At 68.6% G+C, this 19,437-nt stretch carries 22 protein-coding genes; 11 read left to right on the top strand and 11 right to left on the bottom strand.

Annotation, left to right across the window (positions count from 1 at the left end; translation table 11 throughout):
- Window positions 1–157: 157 nt before the first annotated feature.
- The 5 genes from TSH20_RS18675 (at window position 158) to TSH20_RS18655 (ending at window position 4,680) form a co-directional block, all read left to right on the top strand.
- Entirely contained in the window at window positions 158–1,432 is a 1,275-nt protein-coding gene (locus TSH20_RS18675) for a pentapeptide repeat-containing protein (protein WP_109076120.1), read from the top strand.
- A gap of 267 nt (window positions 1,433–1,699) precedes the next feature.
- A complete protein-coding gene (gene ihfB / locus TSH20_RS18670; RefSeq protein WP_085090428.1) occupies window positions 1,700–1,981 on the top strand; it encodes an integration host factor subunit beta in 282 nt (93 codons plus the stop codon).
- Between the two features lie 49 nt (window positions 1,982–2,030).
- A complete protein-coding gene (locus TSH20_RS18665) occupies window positions 2,031–2,432 on the top strand; it encodes a lipopolysaccharide assembly protein LapA domain-containing protein (protein ID WP_109076119.1) in 402 nt (133 codons plus the stop codon).
- An 84-nt stretch (window positions 2,433–2,516) separates the two neighbouring features.
- Window positions 2,517–3,476 (top strand): ornithine cyclodeaminase family protein, encoded by a 960-nt coding sequence (locus TSH20_RS18660; RefSeq protein ID WP_109076118.1) that lies wholly within the window; start codon window positions 2,517–2,519, stop codon window positions 3,474–3,476.
- Between the two features lie 259 nt (window positions 3,477–3,735).
- Window positions 3,736–4,680 (top strand): DMT family transporter, encoded by a 945-nt coding sequence (locus TSH20_RS18655; protein ID WP_247871262.1) that lies wholly within the window; start codon window positions 3,736–3,738, stop codon window positions 4,678–4,680.
- Window positions 4,681–4,684: 4 nt separating this feature from the next.
- On the opposite strand, the gene TSH20_RS18650 is transcribed toward TSH20_RS18655, so the two are convergent.
- A complete protein-coding gene (locus tag TSH20_RS18650) occupies window positions 4,685–5,107 on the bottom strand; it encodes a YkvA family protein (protein WP_109076117.1) in 423 nt (140 codons plus the stop codon).
- Between the two features lie 190 nt (window positions 5,108–5,297).
- Between TSH20_RS18650 and TSH20_RS18645 the strand changes: the two genes are divergently transcribed.
- The gene (locus TSH20_RS18645) at window positions 5,298–6,059 is read left to right on the top strand and encodes an SDR family NAD(P)-dependent oxidoreductase (RefSeq protein ID WP_109076116.1); all 762 of its coding nucleotides are present in this window, start codon (window positions 5,298–5,300) and stop codon (window positions 6,057–6,059) included.
- An 89-nt stretch (window positions 6,060–6,148) separates the two neighbouring features.
- On the opposite strand, the gene TSH20_RS18640 is transcribed toward TSH20_RS18645, so the two are convergent.
- Window positions 6,149–6,346 (bottom strand): hypothetical protein, encoded by a 198-nt coding sequence (locus TSH20_RS18640; protein ID WP_109076115.1) that lies wholly within the window; start codon window positions 6,344–6,346, stop codon window positions 6,149–6,151.
- 327 nt (window positions 6,347–6,673) lie between these two features.
- On the opposite strand from TSH20_RS18640, the gene TSH20_RS18635 reads away from it, so the two are divergent.
- Window positions 6,674–7,222, top strand: coding sequence for an NAD(P)H-dependent oxidoreductase (locus TSH20_RS18635; RefSeq protein WP_109076114.1), 549 nt, complete (start codon window positions 6,674–6,676; stop codon window positions 7,220–7,222).
- 72 nt (window positions 7,223–7,294) lie between these two features.
- On the opposite strand, the gene TSH20_RS18630 is transcribed toward TSH20_RS18635, so the two are convergent.
- Window positions 7,295–8,497 carry an aspartate transaminase gene (locus TSH20_RS18630; protein ID WP_109076113.1) on the bottom strand — a complete coding sequence of 401 codons (1,203 nt, stop codon included), beginning with the start codon at window positions 8,495–8,497 and terminating at the stop codon, window positions 7,295–7,297.
- Window positions 8,498–8,888: 391 nt separating this feature from the next.
- Between TSH20_RS18630 and TSH20_RS18625 the strand changes: the two genes are divergently transcribed.
- The gene (locus TSH20_RS18625) at window positions 8,889–9,317 is read left to right on the top strand and encodes a cytochrome c (protein WP_109076112.1); all 429 of its coding nucleotides are present in this window, start codon (window positions 8,889–8,891) and stop codon (window positions 9,315–9,317) included.
- Between the two features lie 67 nt (window positions 9,318–9,384).
- Here the strand turns inward: TSH20_RS18625 and TSH20_RS18620 are convergent, their stop codons facing one another.
- Both TSH20_RS18620 and TSH20_RS18615 read right to left on the bottom strand, forming a co-directional pair.
- The gene (locus TSH20_RS18620) at window positions 9,385–10,515 is read right to left on the bottom strand and encodes a cytochrome-c peroxidase (protein ID WP_109076111.1); all 1,131 of its coding nucleotides are present in this window, start codon (window positions 10,513–10,515) and stop codon (window positions 9,385–9,387) included.
- Between the two features lie 228 nt (window positions 10,516–10,743).
- Window positions 10,744–11,442 (bottom strand): cytochrome b/b6 domain-containing protein, encoded by a 699-nt coding sequence (locus tag TSH20_RS18615; protein WP_109076123.1) that lies wholly within the window; start codon window positions 11,440–11,442, stop codon window positions 10,744–10,746.
- A 240-nt stretch (window positions 11,443–11,682) separates the two neighbouring features.
- Here TSH20_RS18615 and TSH20_RS18610 point away from each other — a divergent pair, with 240 nt between their 5' ends.
- Both TSH20_RS18610 and TSH20_RS18605 read left to right on the top strand, forming a co-directional pair.
- The gene (locus tag TSH20_RS18610) at window positions 11,683–11,919 is read left to right on the top strand and encodes a DUF4170 domain-containing protein (RefSeq protein WP_085090438.1); all 237 of its coding nucleotides are present in this window, start codon (window positions 11,683–11,685) and stop codon (window positions 11,917–11,919) included.
- A 76-nt stretch (window positions 11,920–11,995) separates the two neighbouring features.
- Window positions 11,996–12,550 (top strand): metallophosphoesterase family protein, encoded by a 555-nt coding sequence (locus tag TSH20_RS18605; protein ID WP_109076110.1) that lies wholly within the window; start codon window positions 11,996–11,998, stop codon window positions 12,548–12,550.
- Here the strand turns inward: TSH20_RS18605 and TSH20_RS18600 are convergent.
- The 6 genes from TSH20_RS18600 to TSH20_RS18575 all read right to left on the bottom strand — a co-directional run bounded on the left by TSH20_RS18600 (window position 12,536) and on the right by TSH20_RS18575 (window position 18,638).
- Window positions 12,536–14,929: an EAL domain-containing protein gene (locus TSH20_RS18600; RefSeq protein ID WP_109076109.1), complete on the bottom strand. Its 2,394-nt coding sequence runs from the start codon at window positions 14,927–14,929 to the stop codon at window positions 12,536–12,538. The genes TSH20_RS18605 and TSH20_RS18600 overlap by 15 nt on opposite strands.
- 233 nt (window positions 14,930–15,162) lie before the next feature.
- Entirely contained in the window at window positions 15,163–15,945 is a 783-nt protein-coding gene (locus TSH20_RS18595; protein WP_247874487.1) for a hypothetical protein, read from the bottom strand.
- 45 nt (window positions 15,946–15,990) lie between these two features.
- Window positions 15,991–16,275, bottom strand: coding sequence for a hypothetical protein (locus tag TSH20_RS18590; RefSeq protein WP_247871261.1), 285 nt, complete (start codon window positions 16,273–16,275; stop codon window positions 15,991–15,993).
- The gene (locus TSH20_RS18585; protein ID WP_109076107.1) at window positions 16,268–17,848 is read right to left on the bottom strand and encodes a portal protein; all 1,581 of its coding nucleotides are present in this window, start codon (window positions 17,846–17,848) and stop codon (window positions 16,268–16,270) included. Before TSH20_RS18585 ends, TSH20_RS18590 begins: the two co-directional genes overlap by 8 nt.
- Window positions 17,827–18,225, bottom strand: coding sequence for a hypothetical protein (locus TSH20_RS18580; protein WP_109076106.1), 399 nt, complete (start codon window positions 18,223–18,225; stop codon window positions 17,827–17,829). The genes TSH20_RS18585 and TSH20_RS18580 overlap by 22 nt, the downstream gene beginning before the upstream one ends.
- Window positions 18,222–18,638, bottom strand: a complete 417-nt coding sequence (locus TSH20_RS18575; RefSeq protein ID WP_109076105.1) for a hypothetical protein — start codon at window positions 18,636–18,638, stop codon at window positions 18,222–18,224. The genes TSH20_RS18580 and TSH20_RS18575 overlap by 4 nt, the downstream gene beginning before the upstream one ends.
- Window positions 18,639–18,799: 161 nt before the next feature.
- Between TSH20_RS18575 and TSH20_RS18570 the strand changes: the two genes are divergently transcribed.
- Window positions 18,800–19,432 carry a helix-turn-helix transcriptional regulator gene (locus tag TSH20_RS18570; protein ID WP_109076104.1) on the top strand — a complete coding sequence of 211 codons (633 nt, stop codon included), beginning with the start codon at window positions 18,800–18,802 and terminating at the stop codon, window positions 19,430–19,432.
- The last annotated feature ends 5 nt before the right edge of the window (window positions 19,433–19,437 follow it).

Here is a 19,437-nt window from a genome sequence, read left to right as displayed (position 1 = left end):
CGTGGCGCCCTCCCCTCCTCCTCCGCCTCCCCCTCCGCCACCCCCCGTCGCGAAGCCGGCCCCGCCGCCCCCTCCGCCGCCCGCCGCCCCGGCCGGCGGCGACGGTGGCGGCGGGATCTCCCAGGCCGACATCGACGCCCTGTTCGCGTGACCGGCCATGGCGCAAGACGGCAAATCCCGCATCCGCTTGACCCAGGACCAGCTCGACCGCGTGTGCGAGCGCCATGTCCGATTCGCCGAGGGACGCCCGAACGGCGCCCGTGCCAACCTGCCCTTCTTCGACCTGTCCGGCCTGTCGCTGGCCGGCCGCAACCTGACCGGCGCCCATCTGGCCGGTGCCATCCTGCGTGACGCCGACCTGCGCGGCGCGGTGCTGGACCATGCCGACCTCTATGGCGCCGACCTGCGCGGGGCCGACCTGTCGGAGGCGCGGCTGTTCCGCACCGACATGCGCGGCGCCAACGTCCGCGGCGCCAAGCTGGACGGCGCCACCATGGTGGAGGTCGACCTGCGCGACGGCAGCATGGTCAACCGCAACAGCGCCGGCGAGTTGAAGGTGGTGGGCTTCGACCCGGGCCCGGCAGATATGGCGTCGGCGAAGCTGACCAACGCCGACATGGCGCGGGCCAAGCTGTCGGGCAGCTTCGCGCGGGCGGCCGACTTCACCAACACCCGGCTGGCCGGCGCCCGGCTGGACCGCACCGACCTGCGCGACGCCAACTTCTCCGGCGCCGACCTGCGCGGCGCCGACCTCAACGGTTCCGACCTGCGCGGCGCCATCCTCGACGGGGCCAGCCTGGATCAGGACGGGCTGGAACAGGCGATCCGCACCGACGAGCAGGCCGTTGCTGCCCGGCAGACACCGCCCCCGGCTCCGGCACCCGAGCCCGAACCCGAGGAGACGACGGCCGACGAGTTGCCGGCCCTGCCGGTCGATCAGCTGGACAGCATGCTGCGCCAGCACATGATCTGGCTGGGCACCAGCGGCAAGCAGGGCTGCCAGCTCGACCTGACCGGGCTGAACCTGGAGGGGGCCGACCTGACGGGCAAGATCCTGACGCTGGCCAAGGGCAGCGGCGCCCGGCTGCGCCATGCCCGGCTGAACGGCGCCCAACTTCAGGCCGCCCAGTTCGACGGCGCCGACCTGCGCTCCGCCGATCTCAGCCGCGCCGACCTGCGCGGGGTGAAGCTGGACCGCGCCATCCTGATCGACAGCCGGCTGGACGGCGCCAATCTCGGCATGCTGCTGGTCAGCGCCGGGGCCAAGGTGATGCGTGCGTCGCTGGTGCGGGCGCGGCTTGCCGGTGCCTCGCTGATGCAGACCAACCTGAAGGGCAGCGACCTGACCCTGGCCGACCTGACCGGCTGCGACCGCTCGTCGGCGGTGCTGGAGGGTGCGATCTTGGAGGGGACGCGGCTGGGAGGCGCCTGAGCCCGCACCGGGTTTTCTTTCGCGAAGCCGTTGATTGCTTTCAAATTTCCGTCACGATCCATGCCGGAGATTGCCGCGCGACCCTTTGGCCGGTTTGGGGAAATCAGGCGGCAATCCACTTCCACCGTCCGGAAAAACGATTGTGTCGTAACGGCTTAGCACGGCGGGTGGGGCTTGACGCCTCATGCGGCCGGTGGCACGCTGCTGTCCAAGCGCGGCGCGGCCCGACCATAAGCGCCCGCATCGAATGGGGGAACGTCAACGATCATGACCAAGTCGGAACTGATCCAACGGCTGGCGGAGCGGAACCCGCACCTGTACCAGCGCGACATCGAGAAGATCGTCGGCACCATCTTCGACGAGATCACCGAAGCGCTGGCACGCGGCGACCGGGTGGAACTGCGCGGCTTCGGCGCCTTCTCCATCAAGAAACGGGACGCGCGCACGGGTCGCAACCCCCGGACCGGAGAATCGGTTGACGTCGGCGAGAAATGCATTCCTTTCTTCAAGACCGGCAAGCAGCTTCGCGAGCGTCTGAACACGGAGTGAGCGCCGGCCCGGCCATTCTCCCTGCCGTATCTCTCAAGGAACCTTCGCCTTGCGCCATATTTCCTGGATCGTCACCATTCCCGTGGCCCTCGTCGCGATCCTGTTCGCGATCTCCAACCGCGGGATCGTGACGCTGTCGCTGTGGCCGCTGCCCTTCACGCTCGCCACGCCGGTCTATCTGGCCACGCTGGTGGCGCTGGTGCTGGGCTTCCTGGCCGGCGGCTTCATCGTCTGGAACAGCCAGCGCCGCCATCGCCGCCGCGCCCGCCGCGAGGGCAACCGCGTCCTGTATCTGGAGCGTGAACTGAAGGAGGCGCAGGCCCGTGCCGCCGCCGCCGAAAAGCGTCTGGCCGAGAGCACCCGCCCGGTTTCCGGACCGGTCTCCGGCACTCTGCCCGGCTCCGCCCTGCCGGTCCCGGCCGCCGAAAACAACGCGCCGACCGTCCACTGAGCGTCGCCAGTCGCAGGGCTCCCCCTCCCCGCGCTTGTACAGTCCGGGGGTGGGACAGGATGCCGGTCGGCGGAAGGGGGTTCCATGCGCACCGTCAGCGGCGCCGAGCTTCGATCCGTTCTGCACCACCGCATGCTGATCGAGCGCCTGCGGCAGACCTTCCGCGCCGGCGTGGAGTCCCCGCCGGCCCATCGGCACCGCGTCGAGACCTACGGCACCGGTGACGCCGCACTGCTGATCGCCCCCGCCTGGGAGGTCAATCAGGCGATCGGGGTGCGGATCGACAGTGTCTTTCCCGACAATGCCGGCAGCGACCTGCCGCAGACCCAGGGCGTCTATCTGCTGGTCGACGGCAAGACCGGCGTGCCGCAGGTGCTGATGGACTCCTCCGCCACGCTCGGCCGGCGCAGCGGCGCGGCATCCTCGGCGCTCGCCGCCTCCTATCTGGCGCGGCCGGATGCGGAGCGGATGCTGGTGGTCGGCACCGGCCCGCTCGCTCTGGAACTGGTGGAGGCTTACACCGCGGTGCAGCCGATCCGCCATGTGCTGGTCTGGGGACGGGATCCGCAGAAAGCGCGCAAGCTCGCCGCCCGCTTCCACCGGCCGAAATTCCGCATCGAGGCGACCGCCGACCTGGAAGGGGCCGTGCGCGGTGCCGACATCGTCGCCTGCGCCACCACGGCGCGCGAGCCGCTGATCCGCGGCGACTGGCTGCAGCCCGGCCAGCATCTGGACTTGCTGGGCGGCGTGACGCCGGACATGCGCGAGGCCGACGACGACTGCATCCGCCGCGCCCGCGTCTTCGTCGACAGCCGTGACCGCACGCCGGCCGCGGCCGGCGACATCGCCCAGCCGGTGTCTTCCGGCACGCTGAACCCCGACGATATCGCCGGCGACCTGTTCGAACTAAGCTGCGGCGAACGGGCCGGCCGGCGCTTCTACGACCAGATCACCCTGTTCAAGGCGGTCGGCACCGCCCTGGCCGACCTGTGCGCCGCCCGTCTGGCGACCGAGATGGTGCTGCACAACGACTCGATCCGCTGAGCTGGGACCTGATCCGCCGAACCAGCCCGATCAGACCCGCCCCGAACGGTTTCATACCAGGCGGACTCACACACGGCATAAGTGAGTATGCCGCGTTTCTTCCCGACATTTTACTTGCGTCCCTGCGATTTTCTCCAGAGGATCATCGCTGCCTCCGCGCCGGCTGCCGGTATTCCGAACGGCTCGATGTTTGCGCTAACTGCGCGAACGACGCGCTGGACCGGATCATACGCAAACGGCTTGTCAGGGACGATTGATCGTGACCGTCACCTCCCCCATGGACGCCGGCCCACGCATGCGGGTACCGACCAACCAGCTTCTGCTCGGTGCCGGATACATGCTGCTGTCGGCGCTGCTGTTCGGGATCGGCAATACGGCCGTGCATTGGGCCGCGACGCTGATGAACCCGCTGGAGGTCGTGTTCTTCCGCAACCTGTTCAGCCTGCTGTGGATGCTGCCCTGGGCGCTGACGGCCGGAGCGCCCGCCTGCCGGGCGGTTCTGGCGGAACGGCGGTTGGGACCCTACGTGACGCGGGCAGTGACCACGCTCTGCGCCATGACCGCATGGTTCTACGCGATCTCCCGGATTCCGCTGCCCACCGCAACGGCGGTCAGCTTCGCCATCCCCCTGTTCGTCGCGGCCGGAGCTGCGCTGGTCCTGCGCGAGCGGGTGCGACCGCGGCGCTGGGCCGCGGTCTGCGTCGGCTTTGCCGGAGTGATGATCGTGCTGAGGCCGGGTGCGGCGCCGGTCGATCTGGCCTTTCTGGCGCTGTTCGTCCATTGCGTCGCCGCCGCCGCCACCGTCTTGCAGATGCGGCTGCTCAGCCGCAGGGACAGCGCGTCGGTGATCGTCACCTTCCTGGGCCTGCTGGTCACCCCGATGGCCCTGGTGCCGGCGCTGTTCGTCTGGACATGGCCGAGTTGGAGCGTGCTGGGCGGGCTGGTGCTGCTCGGCGGCCTGCTGACGCTGGGACAGTTGGCAATGACCAAGGCACTGTCGCTGGCCGAATCCTCGGCGATGATGCCCTACGATTATGCCCGGCTGCCCTTCACCGCCATCGTCGCCTGGATCACCTTCGGCCAGACGATGGATGCGTGGGGGTGGGTTGGCGCGCTGGTGATTGCCGGCTCCGCCCTCTACACCATGCACCGCGACGCGGCCGACGGACGCAAGACGGCGCTGGAGCGGGCGCAGCGCGCCTAGCCCGTCATTCCCGCGTCGCCGTCCCCGCGTCGTCGGCACCGGTTTCGGCGCGCAGGACCTCCTTCGCCCGCCCCCAATGGGCCGGGGTCAGATTGGCGCGCACCGTCTGAACGGCCGCAGCGAGCACCGCGGCGTCATCGGTGAAGCCGGCAATAAGCAGCCAGTCGGGCACCGCATCCACCGGCAGCACGAAATAGGCCAGCGCCCCCAGCAGGATCGCCTTCGCCCGGTAGGGCGTCGCCGGATCGGTCGCGCAGAAATAGGCGGCCAGCAGGTCTTCCAGGAAAGGAATGCGGTGCAGGTTGGCGCGCAGCTTCTGCCAGAAACGGTGGCGGACCAGCCGTTCGTCGCGCTCGACCCGATCGGGATCGGGAACCGTCAGTGCGGTGCCGGTGCCAAGGGACGGAGAGACGGACGATGCTGTCATGGATGCTGAAACCCTTTCGGAAACGGCAGACGGCGCCATCGTCGGCATGATGCCTCCCACCATACGGTGTGGTATGGTTGGTCGACCATCTGGTAACCGAGCCATCTGGTAAACAACAAGTGCGATCGCATCCTGTTGGACACAAGACCGGCGCCATGCGCGGACCGGTCGCAATTAAGGAGGAGATGCCATGAACATCCAGGGTCTGTCCGCCATCGTCACCGGCGGCGCCTCGGGCATGGGGGCGGCGACGGCGCGTCATCTGGCCGGTCTCGGCGCCAAGGTGACCGTGCTGGACGTCAACGAGGACGCGGTTCTGAAGACCGCGCACGAGATCGGCGGGCTGGGTCTGGTCTGCGACGTCACCGACGGCGCCTCCGCCGAGCGGGCGATCGATCAGGCGCGCTCCGCCCATGGCCCGGCCCGCATCGCGGTGAATTGCGCCGGCATCGCCCCGGCCCAGCGAATCGTCGGCCGCGACGGTCCGATGCCGCTGGAGAATTTCCGCTCGGTGATCGAGGTCAACCTGATCGGCAGCTTCAACATCCTGCGGCTGGCCGCGGCCGACATGGCGAAGCTGGACCCGCTGGACAGCGGCGAGCGCGGCGTGATCGTCAACACCGCCTCCGTCGCCGCCTATGAGGGGCAGATCGGGCAGGCCGCCTATGCCGCGTCGAAGGGAGGCATCGTCGCCCTGACCATCTGCGCCGCCCGCGACCTCGCCCGCCACGGCATCCGCGTGATGACGGTGGCCCCCGGCCTGATCGGCACGCCGATGCTGCTGAACATGCCGCAGGAGGTTCAGGACAGCCTCGCCGCGACGGTCCCCTTCCCCAAGCGCTTCGGCAAGCCGGAGGAATACGCCCGCCTCGTCCAGCACATCCTGGAGAACGAGATGCTGAACGGCGACGTCATCCGCCTGGACGGCGCCATCCGCATGGCGCCGCAGTAAGAACGTCGATCATGTGACGGAGCGGCCCGGTTGCGAGGCCGCTCCCCCCGGTCTTAAAGCAGGCTTTAAAGCAAACTTCAGAGCAGGCGTCAGATCTGGGCCATGGCGGCTTCGTCCGCCCGTTCCGCCTCGCCCAGCAGGTCGATCAGCAGAGTGGTGCAGTGCTGAAGCCGCTGGTCGGCGGTGGCGGTCGCCATGTCGCGGCCGGTCTGCTCCTGCCATTCCTGCAGCATCAGCGCCAGATGTTTACGGACGTGGTCATCCCGATCCAGTCGCCGCGTCGCCATGTTGCCTCCCCTATCTCCGATCCGACCACACAAACGGCCAAAACCGATGGGCACGCCCGGTTGCGCGCACCATCCTTTGTGTACCCTCTAATTAGGTAGCCGTCCCCTCCGACAACAGTCGGATCCCAAGATGGTCACAGCCGGACCGGACGCTCACATGGGTCCTGTCGTATCGACAATTCGGCCATGAGCTGTTGGAAAGCCGCAACCTATTGGAAAGCTGTGCTTGGACCGACCATGTCAACGCCATCGGATCCATTGCCCAGGTCGGGGTGGGCAGCGGCCCGCAGGACTGCCCGTCGAAAATTGAGGAAAGGCAACCGCTTCATGACAGATGCAACGGTGCGTGCAAAACTGCTGGGCCTGCCCGGCAGCCTGCGCAGCAACTCCAACTCGCTGGCCGTGCTGCGCGGCTTGCAGAACGCCCTGCCGGCCGGTGTCAGCATGGACATCCGCGACCTGCGCCTGCCGCTCTACGACCAGGACATCGACAAGCCCGACGCCCCGGCGGAGGTCCATGCCCTGCGTCAGGCCATCGCCGAGGCCGACGGCGTCGTCATCGTCACGCCGGAATACAATTACGGCATGCCGGGCGTGCTGAAGAACGCGCTCGACTGGGCCTCGCGCCCCTATGGCAAGTCGGCGCTGATCGGCAAGCCGGTGCTGGTCATTTCCAACTCCCCCGCCTTCACCGGCGGCGTGCGGGCGCATCAGCAGGTGAACGACACACTGCTGGCGCTTCCCGCCAGGCTGACGGCCGGCCCGCAGGTCGTCATCGGCAGCGTCGCCGACAAGATCAAGGACGGCAAGCTGGCCGACGAAGCGGTGCTGAAATTCTCGTTGGGCGCCATCGACAGGATGCTCGCCGCGAAGTAGCGCCCCACAAAGGAAAAAGGGCCGGCACCCCATGGGATGCCGGCCCTTTTCCTTACTCGGTAGCCGCGGCGATCAGCGCAGGTTGCCGCAGGCGCGCTGGATGCGCTTGCACGCCTCTTCCAGCGCTTCCGTCGAGGTCGCGTAGGAGATGCGGAAGTGCGGGGCGAGGCCGAAGGCCGAACCCTGGACGACGGCGACGCCCTCCGACTCCAGCAGGTAGGTGACGAAATCCTCGTCGGTCTCGATCACCTTGCCGTCCGGGGTGGTCTTGCCGATGGTGCCGGCGCAGGACGGATAGACGTAGAAGGCGCCTTCCGGCTTCGGGCAGCTGATGCCCGTGGCCTGGTTCAGCATCGACACCACCAGATCGCGGCGCTGGCGGAAGGCCTCGCCACGCTCCTTGATGAAGTCCTGCGGACCATTCAGCGCCTCGACGGCGGCGGCCTGGGCGATGGAGGTCGGGTTGGAGGTCGACTGGCTCTGGATGACACCGATGGCCTTGATCAGCTCCTTCGGGCCGCCGGCATAGCCGATGCGCCAGCCGGTCATCGCGTAGGACTTCGACACGCCGTTGACGGTCAGGGTGCGGTCGTACAGCGACGGCTCGACCTGGGCCGGGGTGACGAACTCCAGGCCGTCATACAGCAGGTGTTCGTACATGTCGTCGGTCATGACCCAGACATGCGGGTGCTTGACCAGCACGTCGGTCAGCGCCTTCATCTCGGCGCGGGTGTAGGCGGCGCCCGACGGGTTCGACGGCGAGTTCAGGATCAGCCACTTGGTCTTCGGCGTGATCGCCTTTTCCAGGTCGGCGGGCTGCAGCTTGAAGCCCTGCTCGGCCGGGCAGGAGACGAAGACCGGCGTGCCTTCCGCCAGTTCCACCATGTCCGGATAGCTGACCCAGTAGGGCGCCGGGATGATGACCTCGTCGCCCTGGTTCAGCGTCGCCATCAGGGCGTTGTACAGCACCTGCTTGCCGCCGACGCCGACGGTGATCTGCTCCGGCGTGTACTTCAGGCCGTTCTCGCGCTCGAACTTGGCGCAGATCGCCTTCTTCAGGGCGGGGGTGCCGTCCACCGCGGTGTACTTGGTGTCACCGGCCTCGATCGCCTTGATGGCGGCGGCCTTGATGTTGTCGGGGGTATCGAAATCCGGCTCGCCGGCACCCAGGCCGATGACGTCGCGACCGGCCGCTTTCAGCTCGCGGGCTTTGTTGGTCACGGCGATGGTCGGCGACGGCTTGATGCGGGACAGGCGGGACGCGATGATCGACATGGCGATGGGCCCCCTCAGGGCTATGGAGACGGTGTGGCGGAGACGTCATGCGACGCCTGCCCCTCCGGGTGGAAGGCGCGAGGCGGGACCTTACTTCCGCTCCACCCCGGTTGCAAGGCCGGTCGGGCGGTGAAAACCGCAGGGATCGGCGGTTTTTCCACCCTGTGGCGGCGCCGTACCGGGCCGCAGTCGTGGGCGTTCCCAACCATTCAAGAGTTGGGATGCAGCCCCCGGCAAATCCCGAATCCCACCCATCGCAGCATTATTTCTTACAATACAAATGAACGCCATGACGGCACACAAGCATCAAGGCCGCTTCACTTGACAGCTTCGGCGTGGCGGTGTGTAACGTCTGGCGTTGGGGACGTAATTCAAAGAAGGGATAAGAACCGTGTTTTCCCGTATCGTGCTTGCGGCGTCGGCCGCGCTGATGCTGACCGGCGGCGTGGCCCTGGCCCAGGACGTCATCCAGACCCGCAAGGCCGGGTTCGAGGACTACAAGAAGGCGATGGGCGAGATCAAGGACGCGGTGGGCAAGGGCGACCTCGCCGCCATCGGCCCCGTCACCGACCGCATCGACGCCTTCGCCGCCAAGATCCCGACCCTGTTCCCGCCGGGTTCCGACAAGGGCAAGACGGCGGCCAAGGAAGTGATCTGGGCCAACTTCCCGGATTTCACCGCCAAGGCGCATGACCTGCAGGCATCCGCCAACGCACTGAAGGTCGCCGCCGCTTCGGGCGACAAGGCCGCGACGGGCAAGGCGTTCGGCGCCATGGCCGACAGCTGCAAGGCCTGCCACCAGCGCTACCGCTCCGAATAAGCGGCTGGCCTGACGAAAGAAGCCCTTCCCCACTCCGGCGGGGAAGGGCTTTTTCTTTGGCGGGCCCTTACTTGAAGACGGGCTGCGGCGTGGCCGGCGTGCTGGCCGGCAGCAGCGGGTAGTCGACGCGCGGCTGCTGGCCGGTCAGCGCCGTCAGGAAGGCGGTGATCTTGTCGATCTCCTGGTCAGACAGGGTGGCGCCGAGCTGGCTCGACCCCATCACCGCAACCGCCTGCCGCAGGTCCCACACCTTGCCGGAATGGAAATAGGGCGCGGTCAGCGCGACGTTGCGCAGGGTGGGCGCACGGAAGACATACTCGTCGTCGGCAGTCTTGGTGACGGCGAAGCGGCCCTTGTCGCCCGGCGGCAGGATCTCCGCCCCCGGCTTGGTGACGACGCCGAAGGGGAAGTAATCGTGGCCGCCGACATTGACGCCGTTGTGGCAGCCGGCGCAGCCCTTGTCGATGAACAGCTCCAGACCGGCCTTCTGCGTGTCGGTCAGCGCATCGGCCTTGCCCTCCAGATACTGGTCGAAGGGAGCGGCGGGGGTGGTCAGCGTCGCTTCGAACGCTTCGATCGCCATGGCGACATTGTCGAAGCTGACCGGGCTCTTCTCGTTGGGGAAGGCGTCGGCGAACCTGGCCTTGTAGGCGGGGATGCTGTTCAGCACCGCCATGACGCGGTCGGGCGTGCTGTTCATCTCCACCCCGGCCTGGATCGGCCCCTTGGCCTGGGCCTTCAGGTCTTCCGCCCGGCCGTCCCAGAACTGGGCGACGTTCAGCACCGCATTCAGCACGGTCGGCGCGTTGCGCGGCCCCTTCTGCCAGCCATGGCCGACCGACGTCTCCAGCCCGTCGACACCGCCGAGCCCCAGATTGTGGCAGCTGTTGCACGAGAAAACGCCGCTGGCCGACAGGCGCGGATCGAAGAACAGCATCTTGCCCAGTTCGATCTTCTCATGGGTGACCGCATTGTTGCGGACCACGGGCAAGGTGGCGGGCAGCGGCTTGAACAGCTCGCGCGCGCGGCCCATCAGGGTGTCGCCACCGGCAGCGGCGCCAGTTGCGGCCCCGGATGCCGTCGATTCGGCAGCCGGCGCCGCGCCTGCGGTGGTGGCCAGGATGCCGAGAGCGGCGGCGGTGGCGACCAGCAGCCCCTTCAGCGCTGCGGTCGGGCTTTGTCCGGTTTGTGCGTGCATGACTGGCGGTCTCCCGGCCGGCCTACATTCTCACCGCAACCTGAAGCTTCATTCAGGCAAAGGTCGATCGATCCCGGAAATCGGGCCGGCTTCATTGGTTTCGTGACGTTTCGTGCGGATCAATCTGGAGTTATTCTAGACTAGAAGACGTGAAGCCCCAGACGGCGCATTGTCGCACGATCCATCGGTATATGCCGCGGAGGTTCGGCTCACCGCCGGCCGGCAGGATCAACCAGCGGCCCGCAGCACCAGCAAGACCAGCCCGGCGGTCGCAGCCAGAACCGCCAGCGCCAGCGCCGCCGGGGCGCGCCGCGGTTCCGTCGCCGCCAGTCGCGCCGGCAGGACCTTGCGGCCGGTGACCATCGGACGGATCAGGTTGTCCCGCTTGACCAGCAAATAGAAGAACACCGCGACCACATGCAGACCGACCAGCACGAAGATGCCGTTGGCGAGCAGCCGGTGCAGCGAACTCAGCAGCGCCACGGTGGCGCCGGAGACCATCGGCACCAGCGGCCCGTCGACCAGAATGTCGTCGCTGGTGAACAGCCCGCTGCCCGCCTGGACCAACAGGACCAGCAGCAGCGCCACCACCATCAGCGCGCCCAGGGGGTTGTGGCCCAGGGTGAAGGCGGCCTCCCCGCCTGCGCGCGACCGCCTCAGATAGTCGCGGATCGCGCCCGGTCCCTTCACGAAATCGGCGAAGCGCGCGGTCTGGCTGCCCACCACGCCCCAGACCAGCCGGAACAGCACGAGAATCAGAACTGTTTCACCCGCCAACATATGAACATCAAGCACACCAAGCTCGGCCGACAGAATCGCGACTGCCACCGCGGCGACCAGTGCCCAATGAAACAGGCGGGTCGGCAGGTCCCAGACCCGCAGCTCGCGCCCGTGTTTCTCCCGAGTCGCGGTATGACCACTTGGCATCGCTCGATCCTCGCAGTGTTCGGCCGTGTTTTCGGCGTCCGTCATCTGCGGCAAATGGACGGATTCTTTATGCTGATCCTGAAAACGCCGCGGTTCCGTGGTGGCAAAGGTCGGTGGACCTGTCAACAGGCTTGAAGCGCCGCCCGGACGGCGGATATGAGAATGCGACGCATCAGCCGGCTCGCCGGCGCAAAGACAGCCATAACTCCTCAATCACTCCCGGCTACAAGGACAAAGGTCATGCCTGACAAACAGCTCCTCCATCTCGTGTTCGGCGGCGAACTCGTGCGTCCGGACACGGACCAGTTCGTCGATCCGTCGAAGCTGCACATCGTCGGCATCTTCCCGAGCTATGAGGACGCCTACAAGGCATGGCGCGGTGCCACCGGCCAGACCATCGACGATGCCCACACCCGCTATTACATCGTCCACCTGCACCGCTTCCTCGACCCGGCGGCGGACGACCACAAGCACTGAGCATAGGGTGGCCGGCGCAGCTGCCGCGGGATCCCGGTACGGGAACAGCCCGCGGCGCGCCGGCGTTGACCGGTCGATGACCGTATACTTCACCTCCGACACCCATTTCGGCCATGGCGGCGCCCGCGGCCGTTTCCGCCGCCCATTCGAGTCCACCGCAGAGATGGACGCGGCGATGGAGGCGAACTGGAACGCCACCGTCGGCCCCGACGACGAGGTCTGGCACCTCGGCGACTTCGCCCTGCACATGAAGCCCGACGCCATGGCCGCCCTGCTCGGCCGGCTGAACGGCACCAAGCATCTGATCGCCGGCAACAACGACGGCCCGGCGACGCTGGCGCTCCCCGGTTGGGCCAGCGTCGGTCATTACGCCGAGCTGACGCTGGACGGCGTTGACCTGGTGATGTGCCATTACGCCTTCCGCACCTGGAACGGCATGCACCGCAGGGCGCTGAACCTGCACGGCCACAGCCATGGCCAGTTGAAGCCGCAGCCCCGGCAGATCGACGTCGGCGTCGATGTCTGGAATTTCCGTCCGGTCACGCTGGTCGAACTGATGGTTCCCCGCCCGCGGCGGAAGGCGGTCCCGGCTTCTGGCCCGGCTTCGGGGGGCGCGTCAGGCGGCCCCTAGCGCCGCCTGACGCAGCCGCTCCATCAACAGGCGGCAGGCGGCCTCGGCCGGCACCGGGCGGCCGGTCAGCCAGCCCTGGACCTGGGTGCAGTTGTGGTGGCGCAGGAAATTGGCCTGCTCCGTCTTCTCCACCCCTTCGGCCACCACATGCAGGCCCAGCATGTCGGCCATGGCGATGATGGTGGAGACGATGCCGGCATCCTCGCGCTCGTTCGGCACGCCGTTGATGAAGGAGCGGTCGATCTTCAGCGTGGTGATCGGCAGCCGCTTCAGATAGCTCAAGGACGAATGGCCAGTGCCGAAATCGTCCACCGCCACCCGGATGCCCATCGCCTTCAGCGCCGCCAGCACGGCCAGCGCATGGTCGATGTCCTGCATCACCGCGCCCTCGGTGATCTCCAGTTCGATCAGGCCGGGCGGCAGGCCGTGGCGGTCGATGATGCGCTGGAAATCCTCGGCGCTGCGGTTGCGCAGATGCTTGGGCGAGATGTTGACGGCGACCGGCACCGGCTCCATCCCCGCATCCAGCCATTCGCGCATCTGCCGGCAGGCCTCGTCCAGCACCCAATCGCCCAGCGGCACGATGAAGCCGGTCTCCTCCGCCACCGGAATGAACTCGCCGGGCGGGATCATGATTCCCCGCTCCGTGCCGTTCCCCGGCTTCTCCCAGCGCAGCAGTGCCTCGAAGCCTTCCAGCGAGTAGTCGATCAGCGACACCTTGGGCTGGTAATGCAGGCGGAATTGCTTCAGCGCCAGCGCCGCCCGCAGATCGCCATCCAGCGCCAGCTGGCGCCGCGCCTGTTCTGCAAGTTCGGGACGGAAGAAGGCATGGCGGCGCCCACCCATCCGCTTGGCGGCATAGAGCGCCGTTTCGGCCGAGCGCAGAAGCGCCTGCGGGTCGTCGCCATCCCAACGCCCCTCGGCGGCCCCTTCCCCGGCGAGGTCGGTCGGATAGACGGCGATGCCGACCGCCGGACGGACGTAATGCTCGCAGCCCGGCAGGGTGACCGGCGCGTCGAAGGCGTCCAGGATGCGCCCGGCGATCGCCGCCGCCTCGTCGGCGTCGCGGATCTCCTCCAGCACGACGGCGAAATCGTCGGTGCCGATGCGGCCGACCAGATCGGCGGCGCGCACCGAGGCGACGATCCGCCGCGCCACCTCCTGCAGCAGCGCGTCGCCGGCCTGATGGCCCAGCGTGTCGGTGATCAGCTTGAAGCGCGACAGGTCGAGGCACAGTACGGCGAAGGGGCGGCGGTAGCGTCGGCTGCGCTCCACCGCCGCCTCCAGCAGCGATTCGATCATCGCGCGGTTGGGCAGGCCGGTCAGCCGGTCGCGGGTGGCCAGACGCATCAGCTCGCGTTCATGGCGCAGCCGTTCGGTCACGTCGGCCAGCGCGCAGACGAAGCCGCGCCGCCCCTGCACCACCAGCGGCGAGACGCTGAGCGAGGCGTCGATCCGTTCGCCGCTTCCCGCGCGTTCGATCCCCAGCGCCTCTTCTCGCACCGGCTCCGGAACGTCCGCCTCCGCGGCCATGCCGGCCAGCAGCGCATCGATCCGCGCACGGTCGGCGGCGGCGAACAGCGCGGACAGCGGCCGGCCGCGCAGATCCCCGGCAGGATCCCCGGCAGGCACGCCGAACAGCGCCACCGCGGCGGGGTTGTACTCCTCGATCCGTCCGCGGGCGTCGACCAGCAGGATCGCCTCGCCGACATTGTTCATGATGCCGGCCAGCCGCTCGTCCCGCTCGATCAGGGCGATGGCGGCGCGGCGGAAGAACTCCATGGCGCGGGCCATCGCGCCGAATTCGTCGCGGCGGTCGCAGCCGGGAATGTCGATGTCGGTCCGCCCCTCCGTCAGCAGGCGCATGCGATCGGACAGCGCTTCCAGGGGCCCGACGACATGCTGCGACAGGAAGCGCGACCCCGGCCAGCTCAGCACCAGCAAGGCCGCCAGGAACAGCAGAAAACCCGACGCCTCGATCAGGAAATCTCGGTCGAGGTCGCCGATGTCGCCGGCGGTGGCGATGGCCCAGCCCCAAGGCTCGAACCGTCCCTGCGCCGTCACTGCGCGGTCGATGGCCGGCCAGCCCGGCGGAACGATGCCGTCCGTGAAAATCCTGACATGAAAGGGCTTGGCGGACAGCGCCTGCAAGGCCGTTCGCGCGCGGTCGCGCGCCTCGTCGCCGGAGATCGCGCCGGAGGACGCCGACCGTTCCAGATCGCGCAGCAGCACGCCCGCCGAATCGACCAGGGCGGCAGCGACCTGCCCCCGCTCGGCGATCATGCCCTGCCGCAGCAGGTAGAGCGCGGGAATCGCCGCCATCAGGCAGCCGATCAGGCCGATCCAGGTCAGCCAGCGAATCTTGCGGCGCAGCGTCATCGGGCCCGGCGTCGCTCTCTTGTCCGTTCGGTAAACGGACGGTTAGTCATGCAGAGGGAAAAGTGACGGCTTCGTTTCAGCCGTGCAATGCAATTTTTCTTCGCACGCGCAACAGATGCCTGTCCAACCTATACGAAGGTTGCATGCTGCGGCGCTTTGTCCCTGTCGGCGCACTTGGTGTCGGCCGCCACTCGCCTTGTGCTGGCGGGGATGGCGGCCGACGACGGTTCAATTCAGCGCTGGCTGGGGTAGAGGCGCTGGAACCCTTCGGTGACGCGGGCGATCACGGCCGGATCGCGGTCCCGCCAATAGCGCGGGTCGCGCATCAGGGTGCGCAGTTCGGCCTCGCCCTCGCCGCCGGCCGGGCGGTTGCCCGCCATCGACAGGGCGGCGGGCTCGCTGCCGGTCATCATCGCGTAGAGCGCCATGACACCTTCGTAGGTGGTCGCCAGCCCTTCCACCGCGGCCGGCGGCAGGGTCTTGCCGGCCCAGGCCAGCAATTGCCGCGACACCTCACGCCAACGCTCCTCGCCGCCGAAGCGGGCGACCAGCCGCTCGACCTCGCGTTCGGCCTGGAACTCGGCGGCCATGGTCTGGATCAGCGGGATCATCCGCTCGGCGGCGAGATCGTAGAGAAGCTGCGCCTGGTTCGGGGTATAGCCAGCCTCGTGCAGGCGGCCGTTGATCTCCGGATCGGGCTGGAACAGGCCATGGTCGCAGGCGATGCTGTAGCCGTCCGGTGTCTCCGGCGCGCCCAGCAGCCGGCGAAGCTGCGCCGGGTCGAGGCTGGCCGGATCGAAGGGAGCGGCTGCGGGGACCGACTCGGTTGCAGCGTCCGGCGGCGTCTGCCCGGACCGCCCCTGCGACGACAGACGGCGTTCCAGCTCCAGATAGGATTTCAGAAGAGCCTCGACGCGCAGGGCGCCGGTCTTGGGATCGCGGAACTTCTCCGGGATCGGCAGCGGCGGAGCGCCATCGATCGCGGCGGATTCGGTCAGCAGAGTGTCGGCCATCATCAACTCCTGCAGGGAAGGGAAAGAGGAGAGCGGCAGCACCGCCGGTCAGCCCGCCCGCCCGCGCGCGACCAGCGCGAGGATGGTGGCGACCAGCTGGCGCTGTCCTTCGAGGTGGCGCAGCGCCGCTTCCGGCGCGTCGGGACCAAGCGCGCGGTCGAGCGTCATCGCCCGCAGCATCGCCAGAACCCGCAAGCCGTCACCCCCGGCGAAGCAGCGGGCGAAGCTGGGCGCCGGATCGGCGTCGGTCGCCGTGGCGGGGTCCGGACCGGCGGAGGGCGAAGCCTCCAGCCAGTCCCAGCCGGCCTGTTCGCCGGTCGTGCGCTCAGCCATTGGAGGTTCCGGCATCGGCCGTCGCCACGGGGGATGCCGGCGAAGGCGGAGGGGCAACAACAGGGGTGGCCGCAGGTGCGGCGACCTCCGCCCGCATCAGCTTGGCCGGCACGCCGAAGGCCTCGCCGAGCCAATGGGCGGTCGCCGCCGCGTCCACCGTCGCCTCCGCCTCCGGCCCCAGCGCCTTGACGCTGTCCAGCCAGCGCAACGCCGCCTGAACGTCGCGCTGGGCCTGCGCCTGGGCGAGCGGGGAGCGGTGCTGCAATTCGACCAGCCGGCCATCGACGGTGATGTCGGGGATCTCGCCGCGCCGGCGCAGAATCGACACCGCCCGCAGCACCAGCGGCGTCATCAGCTCCGCCTGCAGCCGGCCATAGGTGGCGCCGAGCAGCCGCGCCATCTCGACGGAGCGTTCCAGCACCTCGGTCGCGGTCATCCGCGCCGACTCCACCGGCCCCAGCCGGTCGACCAGCAGAGCGTGACGGATGCGGCCGCGCAGATCGTCCAGCACCAGCTGCGACACGTCGAACCGGCCGGGATTGGCCAGCGGCGTCAGCCCGGCCGATCCCACCGCCTTCGGGATGATGGTGCCGGGCACCAGCCGGATGGTGGTGGGGTTCAGCACCCCGTCATCGTCCGCCTGCCAGATGCCGGTGACGGCGATGGAGGCGTTCTTCAGCACCAGTTCCACCACCTTGTTGGCGGTCTTGATGTCGGGCAGCGCCTTCATCACCGGCGAGCGGCCATAGGTCTCGCCCGGCGCCTTCAGCCAGCGGAAATTGACGAAGGGCGACTGGGCGAAGCGCCCCTGCGCCAGCCAGGACGGTTCGGCCAGCCCGCTGTCCAGCACCACGCCCCAGCGATAGGCCGCACCGTCGGGCAGCACCGCCTCGACCAGGGGGAAGCGGCTGTCGGGATTCTCGGCCGCCTGCTTGCGCAGTTCGTCGGGCAGGTCGGCTCCGGGAAAGCGCTGGAGGATCTGGGCCAGCGTCGCCTCGCTGCGGCGGAAGGTGGCGTCCAGCCGGCCCTCCGGCCCCTCCTCCAGCACCGCTTCGGCCAGCGGCACGGCGGTGAAGCGCAGGCTGGACGGCGCGCCGGGGGCGGCCTCCTCCATCAGCAGGCTGGCGGTGCCGACGGTGACGAGGTCGAGGAAGGCCTGATGGATCTCCACCGCGAAGTTGGAGCGGTCGAAATGGGCCTGGACGATGCCGGCGGCGCGGTCGAGCAGCGGGGCGACGCGATCGCGCTCCGCTCCAGTCAGGGTGGGGCCGGGCTGAAAGCCGAACCAGCGCGACCAGGGCGGCGTCAGTTCCGACAAAAGGCTGGCGGCCAGTTGCTCCACCGCATCGGGCGCGGTGCCGTCGAACAGGCGGTCGACCCGGCGCTCGCCCGGCGTGCCGCCGCCGCGGAAGGGCCGGCCGTTGGGCAGCGCATGGTCGTAGCAGTTCTGCCAGTGGCTTTCCCACACGGTGCGCCGTTCGCGGGCGGCGCGGTAGCGGTCCAGCAGGGCTTCCGGTTCCGATAGGTCGCCCTTCCGGCGGGCGGGCGGTTTCACGGCTGCGGATGCGGGCATTCGCGGTTTCCTCCGGTCAGGTGGCGGTGCAGTTGCCAGGGGGTCAGCACCCGGCGGGCGCGCAGCCCGATCAGGCGCTTGACCGCCTCGACGCAGGTGAAGGGGCCCCAGGGGGCGGGGCCGGCCGGGCGGCGCAGCGGCGCGGAATCCACCGTCAGCCCCTGGGCGCGGTACCAGCCCGGCAGGTCGAACCCGGCCGGCAGGTCCAACACGGCCAAGTCGGTGAAGCCCGCCAGCGGATCGACCGCCACCCAGCGCCGCCCGTCGGTCAGCAACGCCAGGCAATGGCGGAATCCCGGCTTCAGCAGACGCAGCCACCACAGCGGCGCCTCCCCGCGATAGACCACCCAGGCCGCCGTCCAGGGAGTGGCGGTCATCGGGCGATGCCCCGGACAATGCCCTTCTCGCGCAGGGCGGGGGCAATGACGGCGAAAGCCTCGGTCCACAGGGAATGGGCGCGCTGTTCGCGGAAGCGATCCGGCTCCGGCGCATTCTGGCGGCGGCCGTAATGGACCATGACATGCAGATGGTCGCGCATCAGCTTGCGCATTCGAAACAGGCGGTCGACCACCCGCAGAACGTCCTGCGGCTCGCAGGGCCGCGCCACCTGCCCGCAGCCGGCGACCACCCGCGCGCCCGCCGCCTTGGCGTCATGCGCCTGCACCGCCCAGAACCACGCCTCTTCCGCGTCGGCGAAGGGTTCGCCGTCGACACTGTAAGGTTCCGCCTTCAAGGGCACGATCTGGGACAGGCGGGCGGCGGACAAAACGGGGGCGGCCGGACTCAGCATGCTGGTCTCCTTGCGGCTTCGGATTTTTGAAAGAGCGGGCGCCGGGCCTGGGTTGTGGCCGCGCCATCTGTTTGCGTTATGTTCCGCTCAATGCGCGCGGTCAACAGGTTTATGAAAAAGTTCCTAGGGACGCTGTCGCCGCTTTATGAGATTATCGTCCCATGCTGAAACACACGGACATCTGGCGGGCCATCGACCGTCTTGCGGCGCAGCACGGGCTCTCCGCCTCCGGGCTGGCGCGGCGCGCCGGACTGGACCCGACGACCTTCAACAAGAGCAAGCGCACGACCAACGACGGCAAGCTGCGTTGGCCCTCGACGGAAAGCATCTCCAAGGTGCTGGACGCCACCGGCGCGTCGCTGTCGGAATTCGTGTCGCTGGTCGGCGACGGCGCCGGCACCGCCCCGCTGCAGCGGGTTCCGGTGATCGGCTATGCCCAGGCCGGATCGGCCGGCTATTTCGACGACGCCGGCTTTCCCGCCGGCAGCGGCTGGGACGAACTGCTGTTCCCCAGCCTGGGCGACCCTCACGCTTATGCGCTGGAGATCTCCGGTGACAGCATGGAGCCGGTCTATCGCGACGGCGACACCATCATCGTCTCGCCCGCCGCGCAGATCCGTCGCAACGACCGCGTCGTCGTCCGCACCAAGGGCGGCGAGGTGATGGCCAAGCAACTGATCCGCGAGACGGCGACCAAGATCGAACTGCTGTCGATCAACCGCGCCCACCCCGACCGCAGCATCCCGCTGTCGGACGTCGCCTGGATGGCGCGGATCATCTGGGCGAGCCAGTGAGGGTG

The organism is Azospirillum sp. TSH20, from assembly GCF_003115935.1.
GTDB lineage: Bacteria > Pseudomonadota > Alphaproteobacteria > Azospirillales > Azospirillaceae > Azospirillum.
The sequence above is the reverse complement of the archived record's forward strand: the minus strand, read 5'-3'. Positions and strand labels throughout refer to the sequence as shown.